Here is an 18,934-nt window from a genome sequence, read left to right on the forward strand (position 1 = left end):
ACGTTACGGGAGCACAGCGTGATCGATGGTGGGCCCCCAGGCATCCTCTGGACACAGTAGAAGCCCGTCTGCGTAGTGGGCGCTGACCGCACGATCCTTGGCAAGGAACAGCGGGCCATCGAGGTCAACGCGGTCGCACAACTGCCCGAGAAGAAAGGCAGGCGCAATCGCCAATGACGTCCCCGGCATGCATCCGACCATGACCGAGAGGCCCGCAGACCGCGCGCTGCCGGCGAGTTCAAGCGCGCGCGTGAGCCCGCCGCACTTGTCGAGTTTGATGTTGATGATGTCGTACCGACGAACGACGCTGGGCAGGTCTTGCACGTCCTGGAACGACTCATCGGCGGCCAGGGGGATCGGGTAGTCCAGTGTGTCGAGGCAGGCATCAGCGCCGATCGCGAAAGGCTGTTCAAGCATGTCGACGCCGACTTGCTGCAACACTGGAAGCATTGCATCGAGGTGCATGCGCGACCAGCCTTGGTTTGCATCGACGGAGAGCGGGACGTCGGGCCTCGCGTCGCGAATGGACAACAGGCGGCTGGCATCACGCACGCTGCCATCGAGTTTGATCTTGAGCGCGCGGGCCTGGGGCAGGCTACATGCCTTGCTCGCCATCGCCTGTGGGGTATCGACGCCGATGGTCATCGTGGTGAGCAACGGGCGCGGTGGCGGAAGATGCGCTACGCGCCAGACCGGCAATGCTTTGCGCTTCGATTCCAATGCCCAGAGCGCAGCGTCTACCGCATTGCGCGCACCGCCCGACGGCAGCAGCGTCAGCAACTGCGCGCGGGTGATGCCGCGTTCGATGGATGGCCGTACCGCTTCGACCTGCGCCACGATCGATTCGGGCGTCTCGCCAAGATAGAAGACGCCGGACGCTTCACCAGAACCTTCATGGTGGTCGTCAGCGATCGTCACGACGACCACACGGGCGGTGTCGATGCGATATCCGGTAATTTGAAATGGAGCGGCCAGCGGCCAGCGCTCGATTCGAATCGAGAGAGAGCAGGATTCCATGGTGTTCGGTGAACGGTGGGTGGTGCGTTATGCGTAGCGCTCAATCGCGTCGCGCACGCCTTTACCGGCTGCGCGCATCAGCACGCAAGCGGAAGAGAAGCCAACCAGGGCGACGCCAATGATCGCCAGCAAGAGACCGTGGTTGACTGCCTGCAAGCGGTCCGACATCACGCCGATGAATACCGGGCTGCCAGCCTGAACGACGATGGTTGTCAGCACACCGATGGCGGCCACGCGTGAACGCAAATGCGCGGGGCAGATGCTTTGCATGATGGCGGGAAACAGCACCATGCCAGCGACAATGCAGGCGAACTGCAGTCCAAAGAGGCTGTAGACGAACGTCGCCGAGCTGGCTGTCAGGTAGCCAAGAGAAGCGAGCGCCGCGGCAAGCGCACCCCACTCACACACGCGCAGCGGGGCCAATACGCCGAAACGCTGGCTGATGCGGCGCGCGATCAGCCAGCCCAGCACGCAGCCAACGACGCTGCCGATTGTGGCCGCGGCCCCCAACCCGCCACCAGCCCCTGCCGGCGCCGCACCAAAATTCCGCACGGCAACGATGGGCATCCAGGTGGTGATGCCGGTGAACGCCATGTTGACCAACGCAATCGCACCGAAGAACTTCGCCATCATGGCCCGTTCGCGCTGGAAGTAGACACGTGCGGTCAGGGGTGACGTGGCGACATGCTCGGCGGCGTGCATGTTCCTGCTGCGGTCACCATGTTTGGGGCGGATCATCGTGACCAGGATGACCAGAAGCGGTGCAGGTATGGCAACGGCAAAGAAGGCCAGACGCCAGGGCGAGAAGCTGGCCAACGCACTGGGTAGCGTGCCGTGCATCGCCGTGACGCCCTGCAATAGCGCGCCCCCCAGGGCCATACCCGCGCCGGCACCGAGCAGATTGACCAGCGCGAACACCGAGTTGGCAAGCACGCGCTGTCGTGCGGGAAACAGGTCGGGAATCATGCCGTAGATGATGGGCATCAATCCTGCTTCTCCGATGCCCAATCCGATGGAGGCGATGAAGAGTTGCCAGAAGCCGGTGGTCAGCCCGCAGGTCGCCGTCGCTGCGCTCCAGACCAGGATGCACACCGCCAGCACGAGGCGGCGGTCGACGCGGTCTGCCACCCATCCGATCGGCAGTGCCGCCGCGCCTGCAAAGAGCGCGATGCCGGCGCCTTGCAGGAGGCCGATCTGCAGATCCGAAAGGCCGAAATCCTGCCGGATGGGCTCTGTGAGGAGGACAAGTATCTGCCGGTCGATATTGGCAAAGAACGCGACGATCACGAGTACCGCGAGGCCGAACCAGGCAAGCGCGCCAGCGGACGCTTCCCTTGGGGCAGAGATCCCCAGGGCGGGGGAAGGTAGGTCGAGTTTCGAGTCGAACATGGTGGATCCGACAATTGAGGAAGGTGCGAGAGGGTGACCGCGTCGTGCCGCTTACGGCATGAACTGCTCGTTGCCGACCAGCCCGATGCGCGTCACACCCAGCCGTTGGGCGGACGCCATGACCATGGCAACGGCGCGATACGGCGCCGCCTTGTCAGGACGCAGATGCAGCTCCGTTGGCGCGGGGTCTGCGCTGACTGCTGCAAGTCGGGTTTCCAGCTGCGCACGAGAGGTCACCGGTTCGCCGTTCCAGGCGAGACTGCCGTCGGGTGCAACGTCGATCTGTACGACGGCCGGTGGTGTCGGCGGGAGTTGCGCCGGTGCGTCGGTCGGCATGTCCAGCTTCACCGCATGCGTTTGGATGGGGATCGTGAGGATGAGCATGATGAGCAGCACGAGCATCACGTCGATCAACGGGGTGGTGTTGATCTCGACCATGACCTCGGCCTCATCGCCGTTGCCGCCATGCATCGTCATTGCCATGACGGGCCTCCTTGTGGTGTGAATGGGTTATTGGCGCGGCGGTGCTTCGGTAATGAAATCCACTTTCGCGATACCGGCGCGTTGACAGGCGAGCACGACACGTCCGATGGCGGCATAACGTGCATCCAGATCGCCGCGGATGTGCACTTCCGGCTGCGGTGTTTGCACCGCAACCGTCTTGAGCCTGTCGACCAGCGTTTGGGTGTCAGGCACATGACCTTCATTCCAGAACACGTCGCCGTCTTTCGTCACCGCGAGGATCACGTTCTGGGGTGTGGTTTGCAGCGGATGGACGGCTTCCTTGGGAAGCGTGACCGGCACGGTGTGTGAGACCACCGGAATGGTGATCAGGAAGATGATCAGCAGCACCAGCATCACGTCCACCAAGGGCGTCGTATTGATGGTCGCCATCACCTCATCGTGCTCGTCATTGCTGCCGGTTCCGACGGTCATGGCCATGGCTCACCCCACGCGCGCAATGGCCATGGACCGCGTTGCGGTGGCAGCGGCAGCGCTGGTCTTGCCCGTGAAGAGAACGGTATGCAGTTCGGCGGAGAAGCCGCGAACGCGCTCCATCACGGCCTTGTTGCGCCGTACCAGCCAGTTGTAGCCGAGCACAGCCGGCACGGCCACGGCCAGGCCGATGGCGGTCATGATCAAGGCTTCGCCCACGGGGCCGGCCACTTTGTCGATCGACGCCTGGCCGGCAATGCCGATGGCAGTGAGCGCGTGATAGATGCCCCACACCGTCCCGAACAGACCCACGAATGGCGCGGTTGACCCGACGGTACCCAGGAAGGCGAGGCCGTCCTGCAGGCGATTGGAAACGGTGTTGGTTGCGCGCTCAACAGCAGTGGTGACCCAGGTATCCAGGTCGATCTGCTCAAGCAGCGCGCCGTCGTGGTGATCCCATGCGGAGAGGCCGGCCTGTGCAATGAAGCGGAAGGGGCTGTCCTCGTCGAGTGCGCGTGCGCCCTCTGCGAGCGTGGGCGCGGTCCAGAACGCGGTCTCCGCTGTTTTTGCACGGCGGAGCACGCGCGCCTGTTCAAGCAGCTTCGCGACGATGATGTACCAGCTGCCCATCGACATCACGATGAGGATCAGCAGCGTGCCGCGCGCAATGAGATCGCCGCCTTTCCAGAGAGCCTCGAGGCCGTATGGATTCGTTGCCACATCGGTGGCGGCATGCGCGGCACTGGCTGCCAGCGTCAGAGCGGCTGTGGCAGCAGCTGGGTAGAAGCGTTTGAACATATGCGTCTCCTGATACGTGTAAGAACAAAGTGATGGCATTGGCTGTCGGTTGCAGCCTTAATCGAGCTTGAAGGAGAAGGGCACCTGTACGCGCACCTCCTGGCCTTGCGCGATGCAGTGGAATTGCCGCACGGCGTTTTCGGCCGCGCGATCCAACACAGGTGCGGCGGATGTCGTGACGCGCAGATCTTTCACGTTGCCGTCGGTACCAACCGTGAACATCACGACAACGTCGCCGGTGAGGTTGTCTTTGATCGCCTCACGCGGATAGCGGATGCCCGCACGCACCTGCGTCGAGTTCGGACATACAACCCCGACGCTTGCGGCGACTGGCGCGGGTGCCGGCGCTGGTGCCGGAGGTGCAATCGGTGCAGACGGCGTTGGTGTGGCGGACTGTGCTGTGATGGTGTTCTGCGACGGCGGTGCAGCGGTATGCACTTCCGGCGGGGGCACGAACGGCGGTGGCGGCGCAACGTGCTTCGGCCGCGGTGGTGGCTCCGCCAGCTTCTTGGGCGGCGGTGGAGGCGGCGGCGGTTTGACCTCTTCAATCAGACGCGTTTCGATCGGCGCCTGGATGATCTTCACGACGTGTGTTGCGATACCGCTCAGCAGCGCGTACAGGATCACCACATGCAATGCGATCACGAATGCGATGCCGGCCATTCGACGAGCGTGCGGTTTGGGTTGGGCGTAGTTCATATGCCACGTGTCTCCTGCCTTGGTAGGTCTTCTTGAGGAGCACGTTAAAGCCTGGGCATTTCCACTTCATCTCGACTTTGTATCGAGGTTGATACGAAACGGGATGCGCGGCGGGAAGCGGCGGAGCGTGGCGCGATTGCGCGCGTGAAGCGGGCATCCCATTGCGCGATCGGAGTGATCGGAATCCGGCAGGGCGCATGGCCGTGGACGCATGCGCAACCAGGCCCAGATCGATTATTTCAAGCTCGAAACAATCCGTACAAAAAAGCCCTTATATTGGCGGCTCATAATCAATGAGCGCTAGGGCAGCACGCTGCTACTGCGACACCAGGGAGGGGACGCCGTGACCAAATCGATTCATGTTCTCGCTGTCGACGACGATGCGCAGATCAGAGGCTTGCTGTGTGATTGCCTGGCCGATTTCGGTATGGCCACCACGCAGGCAGCCAACGGTGCCGATATGCATCGAGCACTTGCGGAAGGCGCAGCCGATATCGTCGTGCTGGATCTGATGTTGCCGGATGGCGATGGACTGGATCTATGCCGCGAAATTCGCGCGAAGTCAGACATCCCGATCATCATCCTCACGGCGCGTGGTGAGATGGCGGACAGAATCGTAGGGCTCGAGCTGGGAGCCGACGACTACGTAGTCAAGCCGTTCGAGCCCCGTGAACTGGTGGCGCGCATCCAGACAATCCTGCGCCGCACGCGAGCGCAGCTGCATGCGCGGGCCGATACCCAGGAAGAGTGCCGGTTCGCGAACTGGCGCCTGAACCTCATTGGCCGCCATTTGATCGCTGCCGACAATACGGTGATCCCACTGTCGAATGCCGAGTTCCGCCTCCTCAATGCATTTCTTGCCGCTCCGGGGCGCGTACTCAGTCGCGAATACTTGATGGATGCCGCACGCGGCAAGTCAACCGATGCATTCGACCGCAGCATCGACGTGCAGATATCGCGCTTGCGTCACAAGTTGAGAGAAGACATCAAGGAACCCAAGCTGATTCGTACGATTCGCGGGGAAGGCTACATGCTCGATACCAAGCAGCATTGAGCATGGTTGAATCGGCCCGCATGCGATGTTGAGCGGTCTGCAGACTTGAGGGGCTGGGTACAGCACGTGGTTCCGTGGTTCGCCGCCAAGGGGATCTAAGAGCGTGCCTCTGTCAATGAGGCGGATTCCTTGTTGTTTGCCAATAATTCGAATATATTGGAATTATGGAAGAAAACGACGCTATCCGATCCCTTGCCGCGCTTGCCCACGGTCTGCGCCTGCAAGTGTTCCGCATGCTGGTGGTGGCCGGGCCCAAGGGCCTGACACCCGGTGCGATTGCCGAGCAGCTCGACGTGCCTGGCGCCACGTTGTCGTTCCACCTCAAGGAACTCATGAACGCGCACCTGGTGACGCAAGAGCGTGACGGCCGCAACCTGATCTACCGCGCGGCCTATGACCACATGGACGCCCTGCTGGGTTTCCTGACTGCCAACTGCTGCCAGGGCGAAGCGTGCCTGGAAACCAGTTCCGTCGATTGCAAATGCTGAAGGAGCGCCCCATGAAACGATTCCACGTTCACGTCCACGTTGACGACCTGAGCAAGAGCGTCGCCTTCTATTCCAAGCTGTTCGCCGCCGAGCCGACCCGTGTAGAGGGTGACTACGCGAAGTGGATGCTGGACGACCCGCGCATCAACTTCGCCATCTCCACGCGCGGCAGCGCAACTGGCGTTGACCATCTTGGCTTCCAGGTGGATGACGCTGGCGAACTGGCCGAACTGAAGGCCCGTGCCGAAGCCGCAGACATGGCGCTCCTGGACGAAGGCGAAACCACTTGCTGCTACGCCCGCAGCGATAAGCACTGGATCACCGACCCGCAGGGCATTGCCTGGGAGTACTTCCATTCGCTCGGCAACATCCCGGTGTTCAGCGAAGGCAAGAAGGAAGAGGCCGCCACGGAAGGTTCTGCCTGCTGCGCACCGCGCGCGCCGCGTGGAAAGCCGGTCGGCATCGCAGTGAAGTCCAATTCATCCTGCTGCTAGGAGCGCCGCTATGGCCGACAAGACCTATAACGTGCTGTTCATCTGTACCGGGAACTCCGCCCGCTCGATCCTCGCTGAGGGCTTGCTGAACTACCTTGGAGGCGACCGCTTTAAGGCGTTCTCCGCAGGCAGCCACCCCGCCGGCGCGGTGAACCCCTTTGCGCTGCGCGCGCTGCAGCAGTTCGGCGCTTCGACGGACGGTTTCCGTAGCAAAAGCTGCGACGAGTTCTCGCAAGACGGTGCCCCCGAGTTGGACTTCGTGTTCACCGTCTGCGACAAAGCGGCCGGCGAGATGTGCCCGGTCTGGCCCGGCCAGCCGATGACGGCCCACTGGGGTGTCGCCGATCCTGCTGCAGTGGAAGGCTCGGACGAGCGCAAGCAGCAAGCCACTCGCGATGCGGCCATCACCCTGAAGCGCCGCATTGAGCTGTTCCTGTCGCTACCCATTCCGAAGCTCGATACCGTTGCCCTGCAGAAAGCCGTGCGCGACATCGGCCAACAGTAAATACGCCTCCCCATGACCACCAACGTCCTCATCCTCTGCACCCACAATTCCGCACGCAGCGTGCTGAGCGAAGGCATGCTCAACCATTGGGCGCAGAAGCTCGGCAAAGACGTGCGCGCTTACAGCGCCGGCAGCGCGCCGAGCGGCCGCCTCAACCCGTTTGCACTGGAAGCGCTCACCAACGCCGACATCGACACCACTGGCTACCGCAGCAAGAGCTGGGATGAATTCGTTGCCGACGGCGCGCCGCAGATGCGCATCGTCATCACCGTATGCGACAGCGCTGCGGCGGAAACCTGCCCGTACTGGCCAGGCAGTCCCGTGAAGGTGCATTGGGGTTATGCCGACCCGTCCAACGCGCCCGGCGGCGACGAAGGCAAGCGCCAGGCCTTCGAGCTGACGCGCCAGGCCATTGGTTACCGCATGCTGCAACTTCTCGCGCTGCCGCTCGATACGCTCAGCAACGCCGAGCTGCAGGCCGAGCTTGAACGCATTTCGCAGGACTGATCGCCATGGTGGATATGCGCAGCCGGCTCATCGCCGAAGCACTGGGCACGGCGTTGCTGCTGGCCATCGTCATTGGTTCGGGGATCATGGCCGAGCGCCTGGCTGGTGGAAACGTTGCGATAGCGCTGCTCGCCAACACGGCGGCCACGGTGGGCGGGCTGTACATCCTGATCGAGACCTTGGGGCCCGTCAGCGGCGCGCACTTCAATCCGGTGGTCAGCGCGGTGATGGCGGCGCGCGGCGAACTGCCCGGCACAGCGCTGGTGCCGTACATCGTTGCGCAATTGGTTGGTGCGGTGCTGGGCGCATGGTTGGCGCATGCCATGTTCGACATGAGCATCCTGCAGTTTTCCACCAAGGTGCGCAGCGGCACGGGGCAGTGGATTGCCGAAGCGGTGGCAACCGCTGGCTTGCTCCTGGTCATCCTGCGCGCGCCCAACGGACGTGCCTCGTCCATGGTGGCGGCGTACATCGGCGCGGCGTACTGGTTCACGGCGTCTACGTCGTTCGCGAATCCGGCAGCGGCGTTCGGGCGCATGTTCAGCAACAGCTTTGCCGGTATTGCGCCGGGCAGCGTGCCGGGGTTCGTGCTGGCCGAATGCGTGGGGGCTGTCCTCGGTGTGCTGCTGCACCGGGCGCTTGAGCCGCGCCTTGCCCGCAGCGGCCATCCCAACGTCATTGAATCTTCAGGCGAGCACCTGCCGAAAACGTAGGGCTCACCCGTGCCCAAGGAATCTCGACATGAGCACCATCACGATCTATCACAACCCCGCCTGCGGCACCTCGCGTAACACGCTGGCCCTGATCCGCAACAGCGGCGAGGAACCCGTTGTCATCGAATACCTGAAGACGCCACCGTCGCGGGAAACGCTGGTCAAGCTGCTGGCCGACGCCGGCCTGAGCGTGCGCGACGTGCTGCGGGAGAAAGGCACGCCGTATGCAGAACTCGGCCTTGGCGATCCGAAATGGACCGACACGCAGTTGCTCGATTTCATCGGGCAGCATCCGATCCTGATGAACCGGCCCATCGTGGTCACGCCGCTCGGCACGAAGCTTTGCCGGCCGTCGGAAGTTGTCCTGGACATCTTGCAAAACCCTCAGAAGGGGCCCTTCACCAAGGAGGACGGCGAAGTCGTCATCGATGCGGAGGGCAAGCGTGTCTGAGCTGCTGAACGATCTGCCGCAGCTCGACGCCACACTGTTCGGCGTGCCTGACGCCGCTAAACTGCGGCCGGCATCACCGTCGACCCATCCGCCGCGAATTCTGCTGCTGTATGGGTCACTGCGCGAGCGGTCATTCAGCCGCCTGTTGGTCGAGGAGGCCGCGCGCTTGCTGACAGCGATGGGAGCCGAGGTACGCGTCTTCAACCCAAGTGGTCTGCCGCTACCCGACGACGCGCCCGAAAGTCACCCGAAGGTGGTTGAGCTTCGCGAGCTAGTGATGTGGTCGGAGGGCATGGTGTGGTGCTCCCCTGAGCGTCATGGCGCGATGACCGGGATCATGAAGTCGCAGATCGACTGGATTCCGCTGTCGGTTGGTGCTGTCCGGCCAACACAGGGAAAGACGCTCGCGGTGATGCAGGTGAGCGGCGGCTCGCAGTCGTTCAATGCTGTGAACCAGATGCGCGTGTTGGGGCGCTGGATGCGCATGCTGACGATCCCGAACCAGTCGTCGGTGGCCAAGGCGTTCATGGAATTCGACGAAGCCGGGCGGATGAAGCCGTCGTCCTACTACGACCGCGTGGTGGATGTGATGGAGGAACTGGTCAAGTTCACGTTGCTGACCCGAGACATTGGTCCGTACCTGGTCGACCGGTATAGCGAGCGCAAGGAAAGCGCCGAAGCGCTGTCGAAGCGCGTCAATCAACGCAGTATCTGAACTGTGTAAGGCCCGACCATGCCCACCTTCCGTCCGGCGCGCTTTGAGGACCATGTAGCCATACGGGCCTTGCTGGTCGCGCAAGGCCTTCCAAGCGAGGATGTGGGCGCCAGTGATGAAGACAGCCGCTTTCATCTGGTTGAGCGAGATGGACAGATTCTCGGTTGTGCCGGGCTTGAGGTGTACGGCACCGATGCACTGCTTCGCTCGGTAGCGGTGGCGCCCTCCATGCGTGACAGTGGCTTGGGGCGTGCACTGGTTGGCATCGCCGAGCGCGATGCTGCAGCCATTGGTGTGCAGCGGCTGTTCCTGCTGACCACCACCGCCGCCGACTATTTCAGCCGAATCGGCTACCAACCATGCGATCGCAATGCAGTGCCTTTGCACGTACGGGCCAGCGCGCAGTTCAGCGGGCTTTGCCCGGCATCTGCTGTTTGCATGTCAAAAGAACGCCTTGCGACCAGTTGAGCTTGCCGCCCGCCCTGAGGGGTGTTCGCGGGTTCACTACGCGCCGGTCAACGCGCGGCATCGGGTGCTTACAATCAGAAGAATGCGTACGCCGATTCTGGAAGACGCTTTAGCCACGCCCTACATCGGCGACTTCGATGTCGCCGTCGCGGGCGGCGCCCCGATTACCGTGCAGCAACAGGAGAACCCGATGATCAAAGTCAGCGTCATGTACCCGTACGCCGCAGGCGCGCGATTCGATCATGCTTACTACCGCGAGAGGCATATGCCGATGGTGAAACAGCGGCTCGGCGCTGCATGTCTGTACTACACGGTGGACAAGGGCATCGCGGGTGGTGCCCCGGGCGCTGACCCTGTTTATGTGGCCAAGTGCGACTTCGTCTGCACCTCTATCGAAGCTTTCCAGGCAGCTCGCGACCCGCACGCGCAGGAGATCCGGGCCGACATAGCCAATTACACGGATATACAACCCGTGCTGCAAATCAGTGAGGTGGTCGTCGAGCGTTCGGAAGTCTGACCAAGATCGGAAGCGGTCGCTGAGGACGGCCGCGTCAGCGCCTCCTCGCGTTCCAAGCACCGGCGGCAGTCTTTCTTTTTCTTCGGGGGCAGTGGCTCAGGAGAATATTTTGTGATTCATGCGCAGTTTTTCCTCTGATCAAAGGTCTGCCCCGCTCTGCATGCACCTCCCTTGTGGAGCGCTATGCGTCGCTCTCGGCGCTTAGCTATCGGGATGTAAATCATTGAAGAAAAAGGATTCTTTGACGCAATGCCAGGCTGGGGCTAGGGGGAAGCGTTGAATGAACAAAGTTCGGTGTTGAGCGAATCTCGACATCGACAATGACGTTCTCCAAATTCCCATTCTTGAAATCGTAATACCCCGTCCCTATAATTAGCACTCGCCGGGTTGGAGTGCTAACAATGCCTCCGCCCCCGAAGCTTGACCGAAGCGCCGCGCTCTGCGGCGCGTTTTGTGAATAAACACTCACTTTGCATTGAGGAGTTGTGTATGAACCTGCGTCCTTTGCACGACCGCGTGATCGTGAAGCGCCTGGATAACGAAACCAAGACCGCTTCGGGCATCGTCATCCCTGACGCCGCCGCTGAAAAGCCGGATCAAGGCGAAGTGCTGGCCGTCGGCCCGGGCAAGAAAGACGACAAGGGCAATGCGATCGCGCTGGACGTGAAGGTCGGCGACCGCGTGCTGTTCGGCAAGTACGCCGGCCAGGGCGTCAAGGTGGATGGTCAGGAAGTCCTGGTCATGCGCGAAGAAGACATCATGGCCGTGGTGGCGAAGTAAGCGGGCGCTCTGTCGCATCGGCTTACCAATAAACCAATCCTCATTGCCGGCGCAGCGCATTTGGCCTGCGCGGGCAACATCCCAAGATCTCGGAGATTCTCAAGATGGCAGCTAAAGACGTAGTGTTCGGCGACGCCGCACGTGCCAAGATGGTTGAAGGCGTGAACATTCTCGCCAACGCAGTGAAGGTGACCCTGGGCCCGAAGGGCCGCAACGTGGTGCTGGAGCGCAGCTTCGGTGGCCCGACCGTGACCAAGGACGGTGTGTCGGTCGCCAAGGAAATCGAGCTGAAGGACAAGCTGCAGAACATGGGCGCGCAAATGGTCAAGGAAGTCGCTTCCAAGACCAGCGACAACGCCGGTGACGGCACCACCACCGCTACGGTGCTGGCTCAGTCGATCGTGCGCGAAGGCATGAAGTACGTTGCCGCCGGCATGAACCCGATGGACCTGAAGCGCGGTATCGACAAGGCTGTCGCTGCTGCCGTCGAAGAGCTGAAGAACATCAGCAAGCCGACGACCACCAGCAAGGAGATCGCACAAGTTGGCGCCATCTCGGCCAACAGCGACGAATCCATCGGCCAGCGCATCGCTGAAGCCATGGACAAGGTCGGCAAGGAAGGCGTGATCACCGTGGAAGACGGCAAGTCGCTGGCCGACGAGCTGGACGTCGTGGAAGGCATGCAGTTCGACCGCGGCTACCTGTCGCCGTACTTCATCAACAACCCGGAAAAGCAAGTCGTTCAGCTGGACAACCCGTTCGTGCTGCTGTTCGACAAGAAGGTCAGCAACATCCGTGACCTGCTGCCGGTGCTGGAACAAGTGGCCAAGGCTGGCCGTCCGCTGCTGATCATCGCTGAAGACGTCGAAGGCGAAGCCCTGGCAACGCTGGTGGTCAACAACATCCGTGGCATCCTGAAGACCGCCGCCGTCAAGGCTCCGGGCTTCGGCGACCGCCGCAAGGCCATGCTGGAAGACATCGCCATCCTGACGGGCGGCCAGGTCATCGCTGAAGAAGTCGGCCTGACGCTGGAAAAGGCAACCCTGAACGACCTGGGCCAAGCCAAGCGCGTTGAAATCGGCAAGGAAAACACCACGATCATCGATGGCGCTGGCGATGCCCGCAACATCGAAGCCCGCGTGAAGCAAGTGCGTGCCCAGATCGAGGAAGCGACCTCGGACTACGACCGTGAGAAGCTGCAAGAGCGCGTGGCCAAGCTGGCCGGCGGTGTTGCCGTGATCAAGGTTGGCGCTGCCACCGAAGTCGAAATGAAGGAAAAGAAGGCCCGCGTGGAAGATGCACTGCACGCAACGCGCGCTGCCGTGGAAGAAGGCATCGTGGCTGGCGGCGGTGTTGCACTGCTGCGTGCCCGCGCTGCCATCTCGGGCCTGAAGGGTTCCAACGCTGACCAAGACGCTGGTATCAAGATCGTGCTGCGCGCCATGGAAGAGCCGCTGCGCCAGATCGTCACGAATGCTGGCGACGAGGCTTCGGTTGTGGTCGCTAACGTGATCGCTGGCAAGGGCAACCACGGCTACAACGCCGCCACCGGCGAGTACGGTGACCTGGTGGAAATGGGCGTGCTGGACCCGACCAAGGTGACCCGCACCGCGCTGCAGAACGCCGCTTCGGTCGCTTCGCTGATGCTGACCACGGATTGCGCCGTGGCAGAACTGCCGAAGGACGATGCAGCTCCGGCAATGCCGGGCGGCATGGGTGGTATGGGCGGCATGGACGGCATGATGTAATTTGCCAGTCCGGCAGTCCGGCCCGGCCGCTGGTTCTTCCAGTGGCTGTTCCAAACAAAAAACCCCGCGGGTGCGAGCCTGCGGGGTTTTTTGTTGTGCGATGAGCACCGCCTTTGGTTTGTTAACGCGCCGTTAACGTTGCATTGCGGCAGGCTTCGCTACAATCGGCCCACCCGCGAGCCTCTGTTTCTGAGCGGGCACGACAACAACACAGGGAAGGGAAAACAGATGAACGACATCGCACGCGAGCCCATTCTGGGCGGCGCCCCCGCTCCGGCTGCCCCGCAACCCTTGCGGATCCGCTTTATCGGCAGCGGCTCGGAATACTTCCGCATCTGGATCGTCAACCTGCTGCTGACCATCGTCACGCTGGGTATCTACTCGGCCTGGGCGAAGGTGCGCACGATGCAGTATTTCTATCGCAACACGCAGTTGGCCGGATCGAGCTTCGACTACCACGGCAGCCCGACCGCCATCCTCAAGGGCCGCGCGATCATCTTCGTGCTGGCACTGGCGTTCAACCTGCTGGGCCACGCGTCGCCGGTGCTGTCGCTCGTGTTCCTCGTGCTGCTGGCGGCGGCGTTTCCGTGGCTGCTGGTGCGCTCGCTGCGCTTCCGCATGGCCAACTCCAGCTACCGTGGTCTGCGCTTCGCCTTCACCGGCAAGGATGCGGAAGGCTACATGGTCTTCCTGGTCTGGCCGATCCTGAGCGTGTTCTCGCTGTACCTGCTGGCGCCGCTGGCGCACCAGCGCTTCAAGCGCTATCAGCACCGCAACACGCGTTTCGGCACCACGCCGTTCGATTTCTCGGGCACGCCCGGCAACTTCTATGGCGTGTACCTGCGCACATTTGGACTGGCACTGCTGGCTGTCGTTGCAGCAGGTGCATTGATTCTTCTGACCGGTGTTTCGTTGGGCAAGGGCGCTAACAACGCTAGCGCGGCCATCGGTATCTCCATTGCGGTGGTGCTGATGTACTTGGCGATGCTGTTCCTAGCACCGTACTTCATGTCGCGCCTGCAGAACGTGGTGTGGAGCCACACCACGCTGGGCCCGCACCGCTTCCAGAGCCAAGTGGCTGCCGGCAAGCTGTTCTGGATCTACGTGTCGAACGCGGTGCTGATCGCCATCACCATCGGTCTGTTCACGCCGTTTGCGCGGGTGCGCACGCTGCGCTACAAGCTCGACTCGGTGACGCTGTTTGCGGCCGGCTCGCTCGATACGTTCGTGGCGGGCGAGGCCACCAAGGTGGGCGCCCTGGGCGACGCTGCGGTGGACTGGTACGACATCGACATCGCTCTGTAAACGCGCTGCAAGGCAACACCCATGATCCTCGCCACCTACTTCGACGGTCGGACGTCGCGCGCGCAGCCCGTGCGTCTTGCTGTCGAGGCGGGCGAGGCGGTGCTGTTCGATATCGACGGCACGCTGTTGCGCCGTGCAGCGCTGCCTACGCTGCGTGTATCAGAGCGCGTCAAGCACGCGCCGCGCCTGATCACGTTCGAAGATGGTGCCTTCTGCGAGATTGCCGATCCGGCCGAGCAGGCGGCGCTCAACACGCTGCTGCAGCGTACCGGCCACCAGGAGGGCCTGGTGGTGCGTGCGCAGAACAGCTGGAAGCTCGCGCTGGGTGCGCTGATCGTGACGTTGCTGGTGCTGGTAATCGGCTACCGCTACGGCTTGCCGTGGGGCGCCAAGGTGGTGGCGAACATGGTGCCGCAACGCGTGGAGTCCCAGCTCGGGCAGGGTACGCTGCGCGCGCTGGACGAGCGCTGGCTCAAGCCCAGCAAATTGCCGGAGGCGCAGCAGGCGCGCATTCGTGCACGCTTTGCGGCACTGCGTGCACCGCAAGCCACGCATACGTACAACATCGTCTTTCGGGATGCAGGCTCGTTGGGTGCCAATGCGTTTGCGCTGCCCGGCGGCGACATCATCGTGACCGATGCGCTGGTCAAACTGGTGGGCGAGGGCGATGGCCTCACGGGTGTGCTGGCGCACGAAGCCGGGCACGTCGAGTACCGCCACGGGCTGCGTCAGCTGATTCAATCCTCCGCCATTGGTGCGACAGCGGCGCTGCTCTTTGGCGATGTGTCGACCATTCTGTCGGGCGTGCCGGCGGCGATGCTCACGCTGCGCTATTCGCGCGACTACGAGCGCGATGCGGATCACTACGCGGCGGAACTGTTGCAGGACAACGGTTTGTCTGTCAGCGCGTTTGCGGATGTGCTGCAGGCGCTGGAAGACACGCACGGCGGCATGCGCAAGGCTGACGGCGCGAAGAAGACCGACGCTGCCAGCGATGACGATGCTGCGGCGTTTTTCTCATCTCATCCGCTCACGCGTGAGCGCATCGACACGCTGCGTCGCTTTGACCGCACACGCGGCGCCAGCGGCGCAGACAGCGACTGACGCTGGCCTCTGACCCGGGCATTCGGCTCGTCCAATTCCCGGCGGTTTCGTCATCCGTTTGATCGATTTCTCCCTTGCCTTGTGCCACCAAGAATGGTGGCAGAGGGACGGGGGGACATCATGCGACACGCAGAATCGGGCGTCATGAACGCATTGGCGGGTGTGCTGCCGCCAACGCTTGTGCAGCGGTTACCGGATCGCATGATGATGATCCGCGTGTTCCGCTTCGGGGTTTCTGGTGTGGTAGCCACAGGCGTGCACGTGGCCATTGCCACCACGCTCATCAACGGTTTTTCTGCCTCTCAGGTGACGGCCAACGGCGTGGCGTTTGTCTGCGCCAATGTCTGCTCGTACCTGCTCAACGCGCTGTGGAGCTTCTCGGCCAAGCCGGGGCGTGCCAATTTCCTGCGCTTCTATGCTGTGTCACTGCTCGGTCTGGCGCTGACGCTCGCGATCTCGTGGCTTGCCCAGACGTTGGGCCTGAGCTACTGGGTGGGGCTTGCAGCCATCCTGTCGGTGGTGCCGCCGCTCACCTTTGTATTGCATCGGTTCTGGACGTTCCGCTAGCGGAGGGCCACATGGGCTGCCTGCACAAACCGCCCGCAATGCAAGCGACCAGGCGGCTTCGCGTTTCATCGCTGAATCATACCTACGGCCAGTTTCGGACTGCGTTTGCGGCAGCTACAACTGACGATAAGGGACGGGGAAGCCTGCATGCGGCCGACGAGTCGCAGCAGGCAGTCAGTACAACGCCCGATAGCCATTCATACCGGCGGAGGCGAAGGCATATGCGCGCGTACACCAAACAGAGAGAACGAGGGGCGGTGCTCCCGATGGTCGGCCTGATGCTGGCCGTGTTGCTGGGCATGGCAGGCCTGGTGATCGACCTGAGCGGGCTGTTCGTGGCCAAGACGGAGCTGCAGTCAGCGGTGGATAGCTGTGCCTTGTCGGCCGCGCAGGAGCTGGATGGTGCCTCGGATGCGTTGACACGGGCGACGAATGCGGGAGTGACGGCGGGCAATGCCAACCGTGTTGTCTACCAGGCATCGTCTGCGTCGTTGGCCAATGCCGACATCACGTTCAGCACGGCACTGAATGGCACATACAGCGCAGCCGGCGTTGCGTCTAGCACATCCAGCTACGTCAAGTGCAAGCACTCCAAAAGTGGGATCACGGCGCGCCTGATCAAGTTCGTTGGCGGTGCCAACAGCTATGCCGTTGCCGCGCTGGCAGTGGCCACGCGTGTGCATGCGCAGAGCACGTGTCCGATCCCGGTGGCCTTGATTCCGAAAACCGGTGGGACAGCACCCAACTACGGTTTCCAGATTGGTGAGTGGGTCAGCATGCTGTACGCAGGCGGCTCCACCACGCCGGGTGAGATGGGTTGGTACAACCTCGACGGCTCCACCAACGCCAACGAGACAAAAACCGAAATGGATCAGGGCTACTGCAACTCCAAGATCGGTGACCAACTGGGCACACCCGGCGCGAAGGTGTCCGTTGACGACAACTGGAACGCCCGCTTTGGCATCTACAAGAACAAGTCCAATGCGTCGCAACTGCAGCCGGATTTCACGGGCTACTCCTATACATCGACCAACTGGACAAACACGGTGCCGCAGAACGCTTACAGCGGCACGCCCGCAGCGGGTTCCGACAAGAGCGCAGCCAACTTCAAGAACAAGCGACTTGCGTATGCCAACTACGACGATACCGGTAGCAGCGTGTCTGGCGGCGACAAGATCACCGGGCTCAACGTCAAGGGCGGCTACAAGAGCCTCGCGACCAGCGGGAACGGTGGCGACCTTGCCACCTATGGGGTGAACCGGCGTCTCGTCCTGGTGCCCGTCATCTCGTCCGCGTCAAAGATCATCGACTACGCCTGCATGCTGATGCTGCAGCCCATAGACGGCACCCACAACACGCCGCAGTTTGAGTTCCTGAGCAACGCAGGGAGCACCAGCAGTCCATGTGCGCCCAGTGGTCTGGCCGGCGGCAGCGCGGGCCCCCTGATTCCGGCACTGGTGCAATAGGAGCGCGCCATGAAAACTAGACAACGACAACGCGGCGTAGCGCTGGTTGAACTGGCCATCATGCTCAGCTTGCTGCTGGCAATCACCTTTGCAGTGACGGAGTTCGGCCGCGCCATCTACACGTACAACACGTTGGCGAAGGCTACCCGAGACGCCACGCGCTACTTGAGCACGCAGGCTGCCGGCAACGCGACCTCCTATACAACGGCGACGAACCTGGCGGTCTATGGCACGCCCACGGTCGGCAAAACCCAAGCGCCGCTGGTGCCGGGGCTGACGTCCAGCATGGTCTCCATCTGCGATGCGTCCAATACGAACTGCACCTCCAACATCGCGCAAGGGACCGACCCGGCCATCAATACCGTCACCGTCACGATCTCGGGCTACACGTTCAATCCGGTGATCGACATGATGGCGTTCCTGCGCTTCTATGCGGGCGGCAAAGGGTCGATCACCTCGTTCCCGTTTGGGAACATCTCAGTGACCATGAGGCAGTCCTATGAATAAGCATCAGAAAGGTACGACGGCGGTTGAGTTCGCCATTGTGGTGGCGCTCTTTCTGACGGTGCTGCTTGGCATCCTCGACTTTGGGCGCATTCTATTTACCTGGAACGCCGTGGGTGAGGCGACGCGCTGGGGTGCGCGACAGGCGGTGGTTTGCGGTCAGGGGTCTACATCCGTTCTGACCAAGATGCAGACGATCCTGCCGACGCTCAAGGCAGCGAACGTGTCGGTGCAGTGGTACGACACCAGCGGGGCCGTGAGCACCACCTGCGATGCTACGAGCTGCGGTGGGGTTGCCGTCAGCGTTACCGGAATGACGGTGGCGCCTTATTCGCCGGCGACCTGGATTGGCTTTTCACGGCTTGCTGTGCCGGGTTTTTCCACTTATCTGCCGCGGGAGATCATGGGGCAGGATGCTAATAGCAGTAGCGTTTGCTCTTGAGGTTCCTGTTCTTAGTGTTGGTCTAGTTCACTGTTTTTTGCTGGGGGATGGGCTTGGTGGTCCATCCCTTTTTTCATTCCTGGCGATTGTGGTGCATCCCCTGTTTCATCCCCTGGCGGGGCTGACTCACTTTCTTTGTCTTGCCAAAGAAAGTAAGCAAAGAAAGGCGCGCCCGAGATGGCGACTTCCCCTTGAATTTTTGTAACCGTGCGGAGACGGGGAAAACTCGCTGCGCTCAGACAGTTCCCCGTCTTTTTTCCGCCCGCT

25 protein-coding genes are annotated in these 18,934 nt (G+C 62.2%); 18 read left to right on the forward strand and 7 right to left on the reverse strand.

Going from position 1 to position 18,934, the window contains the following annotated elements:
* Positions 1–3 precede the first annotated feature (3 nt).
* From PI87_RS25535 to PI87_RS25560, 6 genes are read right to left on the reverse strand one after another with little or no spacing between them, the layout of a single operon-like run.
* A complete protein-coding gene (locus PI87_RS25535; RefSeq protein ID WP_039600541.1) occupies positions 4–1,017 on the reverse strand; it encodes a dipeptide epimerase in 1,014 nt (337 codons plus the stop codon).
* A 27-nt stretch (positions 1,018–1,044) separates the two neighbouring features.
* The gene (locus PI87_RS25540; RefSeq protein ID WP_039600542.1) at positions 1,045–2,406 is read right to left on the reverse strand and encodes an MFS transporter; all 1,362 of its coding nucleotides are present in this window, start codon (positions 2,404–2,406) and stop codon (positions 1,045–1,047) included.
* Positions 2,407–2,457: 51 nt separating this feature from the next.
* Positions 2,458–2,889 (reverse strand): ExbD/TolR family protein, encoded by a 432-nt coding sequence (locus PI87_RS25545; RefSeq protein WP_039600543.1) that lies wholly within the window; start codon positions 2,887–2,889, stop codon positions 2,458–2,460.
* A 27-nt stretch (positions 2,890–2,916) separates the two neighbouring features.
* A complete protein-coding gene (locus PI87_RS25550; RefSeq protein WP_039600544.1) occupies positions 2,917–3,348 on the reverse strand; it encodes an ExbD/TolR family protein in 432 nt (143 codons plus the stop codon).
* A gap of 3 nt (positions 3,349–3,351) precedes the next feature.
* The gene (locus PI87_RS25555; RefSeq protein ID WP_052321768.1) at positions 3,352–4,140 is read right to left on the reverse strand and encodes a MotA/TolQ/ExbB proton channel family protein; all 789 of its coding nucleotides are present in this window, start codon (positions 4,138–4,140) and stop codon (positions 3,352–3,354) included.
* A 57-nt stretch (positions 4,141–4,197) separates the two neighbouring features.
* Complete coding sequence (locus PI87_RS25560; protein WP_039600545.1) at positions 4,198–4,839, reverse strand: energy transducer TonB; 642 nt, start codon at positions 4,837–4,839, stop codon at positions 4,198–4,200.
* A gap of 343 nt (positions 4,840–5,182) precedes the next feature.
* On the opposite strand from PI87_RS25560, the gene PI87_RS25565 reads away from it, so the two are divergent.
* The 18 genes from PI87_RS25565 to PI87_RS25650 all read left to right on the forward strand — a co-directional run bounded on the left by PI87_RS25565 (position 5,183) and on the right by PI87_RS25650 (position 18,667).
* Positions 5,183–5,893 carry a response regulator gene (locus PI87_RS25565; protein ID WP_198139629.1) on the forward strand — a complete coding sequence of 237 codons (711 nt, stop codon included), beginning with the start codon at positions 5,183–5,185 and terminating at the stop codon, positions 5,891–5,893.
* Between the two features lie 164 nt (positions 5,894–6,057).
* A complete protein-coding gene (locus PI87_RS25570; protein WP_039600547.1) occupies positions 6,058–6,381 on the forward strand; it encodes an ArsR/SmtB family transcription factor in 324 nt (107 codons plus the stop codon).
* 11 nt (positions 6,382–6,392) lie between these two features.
* Positions 6,393–6,875 carry an ArsI/CadI family heavy metal resistance metalloenzyme gene (locus tag PI87_RS25575; RefSeq protein ID WP_039600572.1) on the forward strand — a complete coding sequence of 161 codons (483 nt, stop codon included), beginning with the start codon at positions 6,393–6,395 and terminating at the stop codon, positions 6,873–6,875.
* Positions 6,876–6,885: 10 nt separating this feature from the next.
* Entirely contained in the window at positions 6,886–7,380 is a 495-nt protein-coding gene (locus PI87_RS25580; protein ID WP_039600548.1) for an arsenate reductase ArsC, read from the forward strand.
* Between the two features lie 12 nt (positions 7,381–7,392).
* Entirely contained in the window at positions 7,393–7,887 is a 495-nt protein-coding gene (locus PI87_RS25585; RefSeq protein WP_039600549.1) for an arsenate reductase ArsC, read from the forward strand.
* Positions 7,888–7,892: 5 nt separating this feature from the next.
* Positions 7,893–8,600, forward strand: a complete 708-nt coding sequence (locus PI87_RS25590) for an aquaporin (RefSeq protein ID WP_039600550.1) — start codon at positions 7,893–7,895, stop codon at positions 8,598–8,600.
* Between the two features lie 28 nt (positions 8,601–8,628).
* On the forward strand, positions 8,629–9,051 hold the full coding sequence (arsC, locus tag PI87_RS25595; RefSeq protein WP_039600551.1) for an arsenate reductase (glutaredoxin): 423 nt from the start codon (positions 8,629–8,631) through the stop codon (positions 9,049–9,051).
* The gene (gene arsH / locus PI87_RS25600; protein ID WP_084210102.1) at positions 9,029–9,766 is read left to right on the forward strand and encodes an arsenical resistance protein ArsH; all 738 of its coding nucleotides are present in this window, start codon (positions 9,029–9,031) and stop codon (positions 9,764–9,766) included. The genes arsC and arsH overlap by 23 nt, the downstream gene beginning before the upstream one ends.
* Before the next feature lie 18 nt (positions 9,767–9,784).
* On the forward strand, positions 9,785–10,234 hold the full coding sequence (gene arsN2, locus PI87_RS25605; protein WP_039600553.1) for an arsenic resistance N-acetyltransferase ArsN2: 450 nt from the start codon (positions 9,785–9,787) through the stop codon (positions 10,232–10,234).
* Positions 10,235–10,424: 190 nt separating this feature from the next.
* The gene (locus PI87_RS25610) at positions 10,425–10,751 is read left to right on the forward strand and encodes an EthD family reductase (protein WP_039600573.1); all 327 of its coding nucleotides are present in this window, start codon (positions 10,425–10,427) and stop codon (positions 10,749–10,751) included.
* Positions 10,752–11,240: 489 nt separating this feature from the next.
* The gene (gene groES, locus PI87_RS25615) at positions 11,241–11,531 is read left to right on the forward strand and encodes a co-chaperone GroES (protein WP_004629730.1); all 291 of its coding nucleotides are present in this window, start codon (positions 11,241–11,243) and stop codon (positions 11,529–11,531) included.
* Positions 11,532–11,635: 104 nt separating this feature from the next.
* On the forward strand, positions 11,636–13,279 hold the full coding sequence (gene groL / locus PI87_RS25620; protein ID WP_039600554.1) for a chaperonin GroEL: 1,644 nt from the start codon (positions 11,636–11,638) through the stop codon (positions 13,277–13,279).
* 228 nt (positions 13,280–13,507) lie between these two features.
* Positions 13,508–14,584: a YjgN family protein gene (locus PI87_RS25625; protein ID WP_039600555.1), complete on the forward strand. Its 1,077-nt coding sequence runs from the start codon at positions 13,508–13,510 to the stop codon at positions 14,582–14,584.
* A gap of 21 nt (positions 14,585–14,605) precedes the next feature.
* On the forward strand, positions 14,606–15,688 hold the full coding sequence (locus tag PI87_RS25630) for a M48 family metallopeptidase (protein WP_039600556.1): 1,083 nt from the start codon (positions 14,606–14,608) through the stop codon (positions 15,686–15,688).
* A 120-nt stretch (positions 15,689–15,808) separates the two neighbouring features.
* On the forward strand, positions 15,809–16,255 hold the full coding sequence (locus tag PI87_RS25635) for a GtrA family protein (protein ID WP_039600557.1): 447 nt from the start codon (positions 15,809–15,811) through the stop codon (positions 16,253–16,255).
* Positions 16,256–16,512: 257 nt separating this feature from the next.
* Positions 16,513–17,721, forward strand: a complete 1,209-nt coding sequence (locus PI87_RS25640; RefSeq protein ID WP_269746672.1) for a pilus assembly protein TadG-related protein — start codon at positions 16,513–16,515, stop codon at positions 17,719–17,721.
* A 9-nt stretch (positions 17,722–17,730) separates the two neighbouring features.
* A complete protein-coding gene (locus PI87_RS25645) occupies positions 17,731–18,228 on the forward strand; it encodes a TadE/TadG family type IV pilus assembly protein (RefSeq protein ID WP_039600559.1) in 498 nt (165 codons plus the stop codon).
* On the forward strand, positions 18,221–18,667 hold the full coding sequence (locus tag PI87_RS25650; protein WP_039600560.1) for a TadE/TadG family type IV pilus assembly protein: 447 nt from the start codon (positions 18,221–18,223) through the stop codon (positions 18,665–18,667). The genes PI87_RS25645 and PI87_RS25650 overlap by 8 nt, the downstream gene beginning before the upstream one ends.
* A gap of 11 nt (positions 18,668–18,678) precedes the next feature.
* Here PI87_RS25650 and PI87_RS29755 read toward each other — a convergent pair.
* Positions 18,679–18,934 (reverse strand): hypothetical protein (locus tag PI87_RS29755; RefSeq protein ID WP_232314092.1); only part of this gene is annotated, 256 nt, incomplete at its 5' end.

It is taken from the genome of Ralstonia sp. A12 (assembly GCF_000801955.1).
Classification (GTDB): domain Bacteria; phylum Pseudomonadota; class Gammaproteobacteria; order Burkholderiales; family Burkholderiaceae; genus Ralstonia.